Origin of the sequence: Azospirillum isscasi (assembly GCF_030849505.1) — a bacterium.
GTDB lineage: Bacteria > Pseudomonadota > Alphaproteobacteria > Azospirillales > Azospirillaceae > Azospirillum > Azospirillum isscasi.
Map to the genome: position 1 here is coordinate 1 of NZ_JAUJFI010000194.1, position 9,444 is coordinate 9,444.

General features: G+C 69.8%; 8 protein-coding genes and 1 pseudogene. 1 reads left to right on the forward strand and 8 read right to left on the reverse strand.

All coding sequences use genetic code 11. The annotated features are described in order from the left end of the window. Positions 1-281 (reverse strand): annotated as a pseudogene (locus QSG27_RS25320) (threonine-phosphate decarboxylase); the annotation flags it as partial. A 34-nt stretch (positions 282-315) separates the two neighbouring features. On the opposite strand from QSG27_RS25320, the gene cbiB reads away from it, so the two are divergent. Then, positions 316-1,278: an adenosylcobinamide-phosphate synthase CbiB gene (cbiB, locus tag QSG27_RS25325; RefSeq protein ID WP_306711065.1), complete on the forward strand. Its 963-nt coding sequence runs from the start codon at positions 316-318 to the stop codon at positions 1,276-1,278. 42 nt (positions 1,279-1,320) lie between these two features. Here the strand turns inward: cbiB and QSG27_RS25330 are convergent, their stop codons facing one another. The 7 genes from QSG27_RS25330 to QSG27_RS25360 form a co-directional block, all read right to left on the reverse strand. Further along, complete coding sequence (locus QSG27_RS25330; RefSeq protein ID WP_306711067.1) at positions 1,321-2,739, reverse strand: homospermidine synthase; 1,419 nt, start codon at positions 2,737-2,739, stop codon at positions 1,321-1,323. A 140-nt stretch (positions 2,740-2,879) separates the two neighbouring features. Next, the gene (locus QSG27_RS25335; RefSeq protein WP_306711069.1) at positions 2,880-4,169 is read right to left on the reverse strand and encodes a type III PLP-dependent enzyme; all 1,290 of its coding nucleotides are present in this window, start codon (positions 4,167-4,169) and stop codon (positions 2,880-2,882) included. A 437-nt stretch (positions 4,170-4,606) separates the two neighbouring features. Then, positions 4,607-5,431, reverse strand: coding sequence for a hemerythrin domain-containing protein (locus tag QSG27_RS25340; RefSeq protein ID WP_306711071.1), 825 nt, complete (start codon positions 5,429-5,431; stop codon positions 4,607-4,609). A 132-nt stretch (positions 5,432-5,563) separates the two neighbouring features. Further along, a complete protein-coding gene (locus QSG27_RS25345; protein WP_306711073.1) occupies positions 5,564-6,127 on the reverse strand; it encodes a 1,2-dihydroxy-3-keto-5-methylthiopentene dioxygenase in 564 nt (187 codons plus the stop codon). Positions 6,128-6,227: 100 nt separating this feature from the next. After that, the gene (locus QSG27_RS25350; protein ID WP_306711075.1) at positions 6,228-7,478 is read right to left on the reverse strand and encodes an MFS transporter; all 1,251 of its coding nucleotides are present in this window, start codon (positions 7,476-7,478) and stop codon (positions 6,228-6,230) included. A 131-nt stretch (positions 7,479-7,609) separates the two neighbouring features. After that, positions 7,610-8,482 (reverse strand): VOC family protein, encoded by an 873-nt coding sequence (locus QSG27_RS25355; protein ID WP_306711077.1) that lies wholly within the window; start codon positions 8,480-8,482, stop codon positions 7,610-7,612. A gap of 127 nt (positions 8,483-8,609) precedes the next feature. Next, positions 8,610-9,444, reverse strand: an 835-nt coding sequence (locus QSG27_RS25360) for an electron transfer flavoprotein subunit alpha/FixB family protein (protein WP_306711079.1), incomplete at its 5' end; no start/stop codon positions are given.

The window sequence follows — 9,444 nt, forward strand, 5'->3', positions numbered from 1 at the left end:
TGCGAGCCGGGGGCCGCCGCGACCGTCTCCGGCGACGGCGCGCCGTAGAAGGCCGCCGCGGCCCCGCGCAGAGCGGATTCGGCGGAGCGGCCCGGCAGGCGCGTCCAGGCGTCCGCGGGAATCGGCGGCAGCGGATAGGGCCAGGGGTTGATGCCGGTGGACAGGTCCACCCAGGGCTCCGGCGCGCCGGGAAAGGCCGCCCGCGCGCCGTCGAGGTCACCGCCGTGGATAATGCTCTCTTGGACGATCCCCTTGGACCCCGCCACCGTTTCCGCCATCATCCCGCCCCTTCCCTTCCCCAGAGGATTCCGTCCCGTGGAGCTTCATCCGTCCGTGCTCGCCGCCGCTCTCCTCATCGAGGCCGCCGCCGGCTATCCGGACGCACTCTACGCCCAAATCCGTCACCCGGTGGTGTGGATCGGCGCGCTTATCGCCCAGCTCGACCGCGCGCTCAACCGCGAGCGTGATTCGTTCGCTTCGCGGAAGGCGGCGGGGGTGCTCGCCCTGCTGGTCCTGCTGCTGGTGGTGGGCGGCGCGGCGTCGGCGGTGGCGGGGCTGTGCCGCCATCTGCCGCTGGGCGGCCTGCTGGAAGCGGCCCTGGCCTCCACCCTTCTGGCGCAGCGCAGCCTGCACGACCATGTGGCGGCGGTCGCCGCCGCCTTCCGCGACGGCGGGCTGGACGCGGCGCGCGAGGCGGTGTCGCGCATCGTGGGCCGCAACCCGGCCACCCTGGACGAACACGGCGTCAGCCGCGCCGCCATCGAAAGCCTGTCGGAAAACTTCTCGGACGGGGTGGTGGCGCCGGCCTTCTGGCTGCTGGTGGGCGGGCTGCCGGGGATCGCGCTCTACAAGGCGATCAACACCGCGGACAGCATGATCGGCCACCGCACCCCCCGGCACGAGGCGTTCGGCTGGGCCGCGGCGCGGCTGGACGATCTGGTCAACCTGCCCGGCTCCCGCCTGTCGGCGCTGCTGATCTGGGTGGCCGCCCGCTTCACCGAGGGGGCGGATGCAGGCGAATCCTGGCGGTCGGTGCGGCGCGACGCCCACCGCCACCGCTCTCCCAACGCCGGCTGGCCGGAGGCGGCGATGGCCGGCGCGCTCGACCTGCGGCTCGGCGGGCCGCGGGTTTATGGCGCGGTGCGGGTCGAGGACGCCTGGATGGGGCCGGGCCGCACCGCCGCCACCGCGGCGGACATCACACGCGCCCTTCACCTCTACCGGCGCGCCTGCATCGCCCTGGTGGCCGGCGCGCTGCTGCTGGCGCTGACCCTCTGACATCGCCAAAAGAAAAGGGGCTCCGCAGAGCCCCTTTCCAAGTCAGACCACCCGGAAGTTCTTGAACTGCCAGGGATCGTCGTGGTCCACGTCCTCCGGGAACAGGCGTTCGCGGTCCTGCAGCGGGGTCCAGTCGCCATAGGCGCCGACCAGCTGGCCCAGATAGGGCGAGGCGATCTCCAGAATGCGCTGGAAGTCGATCTCGTCCGGCTCGACGATGCCGCGGTTCGGGTTCTCCAGCGCCCAGACGATGCCGGCCAGGACCGCCACCGTGACCTGGAGCGAGGTGGCGTTGTTGTACGGCACCAGCGCGCGCGCCTCGTCGATCCCCAGGCGGGAACCGAACCAGTAGATGCCCTTCTTGTGGCCCATCAGCAGCACGCCCAGCTCGTCGGTGCCGCTGACGATCTCGTGCATCATCAGGCGCTGGCTGGGCTGCATGTACCAGTTCTTGCCGGCCAGCTCGTGCACCGACTTCACCGCGTCGTCGCAGGGGTGATAGGCGTAATGCACGGTCGGGCGGTAGGTGACGTGGTTGCCGTCGCGCTGGGTGTAGTAGTCGGCGATGGAGATCGCCTCGCTGTGGGTGATGAGGAAGCCGTGGAACGGCCCCTCCAGCGGGGTCCAGGTGCGCACGCGGGTGGAGGCGCCGGGCCGCATCAGATAGATGGCGGCGTCGCAGCCGAACTCGTGGCGGCGCCCGTCGGCGGGGAAATGCTTCTCGTGGCTGCCCCAGCCGAGTTCGGTGGGCTGGCAGCCCTCGCCGACGAAGCCGTCGATGGACCAGGTGTTGACGAACTCGCCCACCTTCTTCGGCTCGTTGGACACCTGGGTGTCGCGCTCGGCGATGTGGATCACCTTGACGCCCAGCTTGGCGGCCAGAGCGCCCCAGCCGGCGCGGTCCTTCGGGATCTCCGTGGACTCACCGGTGTCCGCGGCGACGTTGAGCAGAGCCTGCTTCACGAAGTGCGAGACGAGGCCCGGGTTGGCGCCGTGGGTCAGCACGGCGGTCGGCCCGCCCTCGTAGGCGGCGCGGTGCGACAGCGCCGTCTCGCGCAGGGCGTAGTTCGAGCGCAGCGACGGCGACAGCGACGGGTCGGTGTAGCCGCCGGCCCACGGCTCGACGCAGGTGTCGATGTAGAGCGCGCCGACCTTGTGGCAGAACTCGAACAGGGCGACGGACGACACGTCCACCGACAGGTTCACCAGGAAATCGCCCTTGCCCAGCATGGGCTCCAGCACCTGGACGTAATTCTCCCTGGTCAGCGGCAGGTTGATGAATTTGACGCCAAGCTCATCGGCCTCCGCGTGACCGCGCTCTTCGGCGGTGACGATGGTGATCTGGTCCTTCGAGATGCCGATGTGGCGCAAAATCAGGGGCAAAACTCCCTGGCCAATCGATCCGAAGCCGACAATGACCATACGGCCGGTGAAGGTGATGTGCTTGGTATCCAGGGTCATCTAAGACGGTCCCCCGTGGTTGGCGTGACAAAAATACAGCCCGCCACCCTCGCGCCTTTTACGAAGGCGGAGAGCGGCGGACCAACGATGGTTTACGGTGATTTTTTAGGGATATCCACCGCTTTCCCGCGATGCGGGACTTACGCGGCGCAGCTCTTCAGGTCGTAGCCGGGGGTTTCCAGAAGCGGCGCGTCGGAAACCTCGACCACACGGGCCTGGTCGAACCCGTTGAAGGCGGTGCGCAGGCAGGAGCCATAGGCCCCCAACTGGCCCAGCTCGATCCAGTCGCCGGCGCGGATGTCCGCGGGCAGATGGAACGGGCCGTTCATGCGGTCCGCGCTGTCGCAGGTCGGGCCGTAGAAGGCGAAGGCCGCCATCGGCTCGTCGCCCATCGGCGCGAAGGGACGGATCATCCGGGCCGGGAAGCGGAAGCCGGGAACCCCGGCGTCCGACAGGGCGCCGTAGACGCCGTCGTTGATGAACAGCTCGTTGCCGCGGCGCTTGACCACCTGCACGACCAGCGACACGCCCGGCGCGACCAGCGCGCGGCCCGGCTCGCACCAGACGCGGCAGTGGGCCGGCAGGTCGAGCCTGGCCACGCCGCGGGCGATGGCGGCCATGAAATCGCCGAGCGGCGGCGGGGTGACGCCCGGATAAGAGACGGGGAAGCCGCCGCCCACATCCAGCACGTCGATCGTCACGCCCGATTCCGCGATGACGCGGCCCGCCAGTTCCAGCGCCCGCTCGTAGGCGGACGGGTCGAGCATCTGCGAGCCGACATGGAAGGACACGCCGACCTTCGGGGCCACCATGCGCACGGCCCGCAGCAGCTCCACCGCCTCCGCCGCCGGGGCGCCGAACTTGCCGGACAGGTCGTAGACCGCGTTGCCCTTGGGCAGGGCCAGACGCACCACGAGGCCGAGATCCGGGGCGTCGCCGGTCTCCTCCAGGATCTTCCGAAGCTCCTCCATGCTGTCCAGCACGAAGTCGCGCACGCCATACTGCTGGTAGGCGGCGCGGATCGCCTCGCGGCCCTTCACCGGGTGCATGTAGTGCAGGACGGCGTCCGGGAACATCTGGCGGATCAGGCGGATTTCGCCGGGCGAGGCCACGTCGAAATGGCGCACGCCGCCGGCCCACAGGGCGCGCAGCACCGCCGGCTCCGGGTTGCACTTCACGGCGTAGAGCACGTCGCCGGACACGGCGGCGTCGAAGGCGGCCACGAAGCTGGACGCGATGTCGGACAGCACGCCCGGACGGATGCAGTGCATCGGTTCCTCGGGCCGGGCCATCGCCACCGCCTGATGGACGGAGGTGCGGCGGCCCGACACCGGACCGGACACCGAAGACGAACCGGCAAAGGACGGGGCGGAGACGGAAACGCCGCGTCGCAGCGGGGCAACGGCGGAACGGGAGCGGATGAAGCCCATGGCGCACTCCTTACCCTGGGCCACCCGGCGCGGGGCGGTCCAGCGAACAGACGGGAACCCGGCACGGCCTTCAAAGCCGCGGACCGGAATTCGGGTTGTGGTGAAAGGCGACGGAGAAAAGCCGGGTCGAACGCTCGCGAGCGGGCTAACAGCTCCGCAGGTTCAAAGCGTCGATGTCCGGCTATGGGCTACCGTCTGAGAGCCCTGCCGTGGCGAGCCAACATGCCTACCTCCCTCTCGGGACCGGCCCACTGATGACCGGTTCTGCCAAAAAGGACGCGGTACGTCGTTGCATAACCACAGAGGGCCATTGGCACGTGCGAGTGCGTCGTCCCCGATGAATTACGCTTTTCCCCCGGGGATTCAAGTGATTTTTTGATGACAGGCTTTTTGACGGCGGGCCGGGGCCGGGATCGGGACCGGGGCCGGCGCCACGGTCAGCGGCCGGTTGCGCCCGCCGCCTCGGCGAAGGTCGGGCGGTCGGACCCGAGCACATGGTCCATCAGCCAGAAGCGCAGGAACCCGCGAACCACCACGCCGGAGTCGAGCCGCCCATTCTCCACCTGCTGCCGGATTCGGGCGAACTGCCCTTCCAGCATCCGGTGATGGTTGCGATGGGACACGAAGCGGCTGGGCGCCACGCGGCGCAACACCCCTTCCTCCATGGCGAAATGGGCGTGCACATGATCGTGCAGCATCCCCAGCAGGTCCAGCGACTCGCGAACCGGGGCACCCTGGCGGCTCATCGCGTCCAGCTCGTTCATCAGCTCGGCGAGTTGGCGGTGCTGCGCGTCCAGCGGCCCCACCCCGACGTCGAAGGCGCTGTCCCAGGCGATCAGCACCGCCCCCTCCGGTGCCGTGGAGGCGGCGCGCACCAGAGCGGCGTAATCGCCGTCGTGGCGGATCTCGTGCCGGCAAAGGGCGGCGTCCAGCGTGCCCGCCACCGTGCACAGGAAGTCGGGGCTGACCTCGCAGCCGCACACATAGTCGATCAGGCGCCCGAACTGCTGGTTCAGCATCGCGTGGTGGTTGGCGTGCTCCTCCCACCGGGCGAATCCGGCGGCGCGGATGATCACCTCTTCCTGGTCGAAATGCACGCGCATCTCGTCCGCGAACCGGCTGAAATGGGGGACCATGGCATCGCGGGAGGCGCCGGACGCGCACTCGCGGCGGATGGAGTCGACATGGTCCATCAACGAACGGTGGGTCGCGTCGATGAAACCGTTGCCCGTGCGCGGGACGGTATGGCCGTCCGTGGTCATGGAGCCTCCGAAGCGTGGGGCGCGCCGCCGCGGGGTGGGCGCCGGTGCCGAAGGGCTTCTAACAGCACCGGTTTTCGCCTGCAATCGGCTGCGGCGAAAGGTAACGGCGGCGGATGGTTCATGAGGGACGGGTCATCGGACGGGACCGGTTACCGGCTCATATTTCGGAAATCGGTCGGCGATCACGTCGCCGGTGAAGGTCGCCACCCAACCGTCCGGGCGCGTGAAGAACCGGATGGCGGTGAAATCCGGCTCCGGCCCCATGTCGAACCAATGCTTCATCCGCGCCGGAATGCTCAGCATGTCTCCGGCCCCACAGACGATTCGGTACACCTTTCCATCGGTGTGCAGATAGAAGGCGCCGCTGCCCTGCACGAAGAAGCGGGCCTCGTCCTCCTCGTGGGTGTGTTCCGCCAGAAAGGCCGCACGGCGGGCCGCCGCGTCCGTAAAGCCCCGCGGCATCCGCACCACGTCCGCGGACTGGAAGCCGCGCGCCTCCATCAAGGCGGCCACCGGCCCGTCGTAGGCGTCCAGCACGGCCTGCGCGTCGGCGACGTCGGGGATGGCCTGCGGCACCGGCCAGCGCTCGAACAGCACGCCGGCCAACGCCAGATGGGCGGCGACCAGGCCATGATCGGCGGACGCAAGCTCCACCACGGTGGGATCGGTGTCGCTGTAGACGGTCAGACGCGCCATGGCCGCCTCATTGTGCAGGTGCACTCAGAATGAAGCCAAGCGCCGGACAACGCAACCCAAGAGAATCAATTCATCCCGGAGTATGCACGCCCAGGGAGAACTATCGGCGGAACGCCAGTCCCAGCGACACCGCCAGCCCGGCCGCCAGCAGAAGGCCGACGAATCCGCCGACTCCGGCCCAGCCCAGCCCGTGCCAGAAGACCCCGCCCAGCGTGCCGGCGATGGTGGAGCCCATGTAATAGCAGAACAGGTAGATGGCCGACGCCTGCCCGCGGTTGACCGGCGCCCGCTGCCCGATCCAGCCGGACGCGATGGTGTGGACCCCGAAGAAGGCGAAGGTGAACAGGGCAATTCCCGGCGTCATCGTCCACAGGTTGTCGGGGGTCATCAGCGCCAGCCCGCCCGCCATCATCGCCGCGGCGGCGGCCAGAACCCGGCCCCGCCCCAGCCTGACGGCCAGCCCGCCGAACAGCGGCGAACTGACGACCCCGCAGAGATAGACCGTGAAGACGGCCCCGACCGCCGCCGGGCGCAGCTCGAAGGGGGGCGCCAGAAGACGGAAGCCGATGTAGTTGAAGACGGTGACGAAGGCCCCCATGGACAGGAACCCCATGGCGAACAGGGCCAGCAGCCCGCGGTCCATCAGGTGCCCGCGCCACGCCGCCGTCAGTTCCCGCATGCCCGCCGGGCGGCGCTGGAAGTTGCGCGAGGCGGGAAGCGCGAACCACACCGCCACCGCGGCGGCGATTCCCAGCGTCCCGACCACCCCCATCGCCATGCGCCAGGAGGCGAGATCGGCGACCAGCGCCGTCAGCGCCCGGCCCGACATGCCGCCCAGCGCCGTTCCGCCGATGTACAGCCCCATGGTGACCCCGGCGGAGCGCGGGTCCACCTCCTCCGACACATAGGCCATGGCGACGGCGGGCAGGCCGCTGAGCGCGACGCCCTCCAGAGCCCGCACGGCCAGCAACGGCGTCCAGTCCGGCGCCACCGCCCCGCTGATGCCGAGCGTGCCGGAGACGAGCAGCGACAGCGCCATGATGGCCTTGCGTCCGAAGCGGTCGGACACCGCCCCGGCGATCAGCAGCGCGAAGGCCAGAACGCCGGTGGACACCGACAGGGCAAGGCTGGACTGGGCGGGGGTGATGCCGAACTCCCGCGTGAATTCCGGCATCAGCGGCTGCACGCAATAGAGCGCGGCGAAGGTGGAGAAGCCGGCCACGAAGAGGATGCGGCTCGCCCGTTTGTAGGCCGGCGTGCCGGCGACGAGATACTCCGCCGCCGCGTTTCCCTGCCCCGCCCCCTGCCCTGCCGCCTCGACCGCCACCCTGCCGAAATCGCCGTCCGCCACGTCGCCCGCCCCTGCTGCGTTGCAGCAATCTTAATCCGGGGCGACTGTGCTCCCGCGGCGGCGCGCTGTCCAATAGATCAAACGCAGCTCTGCAATATGATTCCGCTATGACGGACGGGCGTCCGCCGGGGTCAGGGGATCAGGGCGCGCAGGTCGAAGTCCTTGGCGAAGGCCAGCATGGCACCGCAGGCGCTGGCGGAGGACACGCGCAGCACGCCGTTGCCGACGACGGTCGGGAACTTGCTCTTCTGAAGCGCCTGCTGCGCGCGGTCCAGGTCGGCCACCCGCAGCACCACGCCGGCAATGAAGGGACGAGGGACCGCCAGCGCCGGGTCGCCGGTCCAACCCCAATGCAGCGCGCCGGGATCGGCCACCAGGATGGGCGCGCTGCCGGTCGGCACGACGCGCACCGGCCCCTGCACCTCCACCGCCGTGCCGAACAGGCGGGCGTAGGAGGACGCGGTGGCGTCCGGATCGTCGGCGGCGACGACCAGGGCGGCAAGGCCGGTCACCGTGTTGTCGTGCTGGATCAGCTCCGGGCGCCAGACCACGTCGCGGGTGTGGTGCTCGCACAGGAAGACCCGTCCGCCCCATTCCGGAACGCCGTCGATGGGGGTCGTGGTGAAGCGCGCCTGCTGCACGCCCCCCGGAAGCTCCACCGGGCGCCCGAACTCCACCGGCTCGCCCGCCGGATAGCCGGCTTCGGTCAGGAGGCGCTGCGCCGCCCGCGCGTCATCGGTCTTCAGCGCCGCCGCGGCGATGCCCTCGCGGGTCTTCAGGACGTCGCTGTAGAAGGCGGTGAAGGGGTGCGGCTGCTCGATGGCGAGCAGTTCCAGATAGTCGCCCTCGCCGAACATAATCGTGTGGTTGGCGGACTTCAGCTCGCCATGCCGGCCCTTCGGAGAGATGGTGAAGCCCATGCGCCGGTAGGCGTCCTGCGCCTTCTCCAGGTCGCGGACCACGATGACGAGATGGTCGATGCCGTTGATTCCGTGAGCGCCCATGACCGATGCCTTTCCGCCTTGCCCGTCCGCCAGCCATAGTGCAGCGGAGCGCTTCAAGGCAAGCGCCGCAAAAAGAGGGGCCGGATGCTCGCGCAGCCGGCCCCGAGGACGCACTGCCTGTGGGGGATTACAGCGCGGCTTCGAGGTCCGGCAGAGCCTTGAACAGGTCCTCCACCAGACCGTAATCGGCGACCTGGAAGATCGGGGCTTCCTCGTCCTTGTTGATGGCGACGATGATCTTGCTGTCCTTCATTCCCGCCAGATGCTGGATGGCACCGGAGATGCCCACCGCGACATAGAGGTCCGGCGCCACGATCTTGCCGGTCTGGCCGACCTGATAGTCGTTGGGCACGAAGCCCGAATCGACCGCGGCGCGGCTGGCCCCGACCGCGGCGCCCAGCTTGTCGGCCACCGCCTCCAGCAGGTGGAAATTGTCGCCCGACTGCATGCCCCGCCCGCCCGAGACCACGATGCGGGCGGAGGTGAGCTCCGGACGTTCCGACTTCGACAGCTCGGCGGAGACGAAACGCGACAGGCCGGGATCGCCGGGCCCCGCCACCGTCTCGACCGCCGCCGCCCCGCCGCCGCCGACCGGATCGAAGGCGGTGGCGCGGACGGTGACGACCTTCACCGGATCGGCGGACATCACGGTCGCGATGGCGTTGCCGGCGTAGATCGGGCGCTCGAACGTGTCGGGAGCGACGACCGCGGTGATCTCGGAGATGGCGGCCACGTCCAGCAGGGCGGCCACCCGGGGCATCAGGTTCTTGCCCATCGAGGTGCCCGCCGCCAGCAGATGGCCGTAGCCGCCGGCCAACGACACGACCAGGGCCGACAGCGGCTCCGGCAGGGCGTGCTCGTAGGCCGCGTCGTCGGCCAGCAGCACCTTGGACACGCCGGCCACCCGGGCGGCCGCCTCCGCCGCGGCGGGGCAGCCGCGCCCGGCGACCAGGATGTGGACC

Excerpts from the sequence above, each read along its gene's own strand:
- QSG27_RS25330 (WP_306711067.1), bottom strand. The coding sequence starts at position 2,739 with ATGACCCTGGATACCAAGCACATCACCTTCACCGGCCGTATGGTCATT.
- QSG27_RS25335 (WP_306711069.1), bottom strand. The coding sequence starts at position 4,169 with ATGGGCTTCATCCGCTCCCGTTCCGCCGTTGCCCCGCTGCGACGCGGC.
- QSG27_RS25340 (WP_306711071.1), bottom strand. The coding sequence starts at position 5,431 with ATGACCACGGACGGCCATACCGTCCCGCGCACGGGCAACGGTTTCATC.
- QSG27_RS25345 (WP_306711073.1), bottom strand. The coding sequence starts at position 6,127 with ATGGCGCGTCTGACCGTCTACAGCGACACCGATCCCACCGTGGTGGAG.
- QSG27_RS25355 (WP_306711077.1), bottom strand. The coding sequence starts at position 8,482 with ATGGGCGCTCACGGAATCAACGGCATCGACCATCTCGTCATCGTGGTC.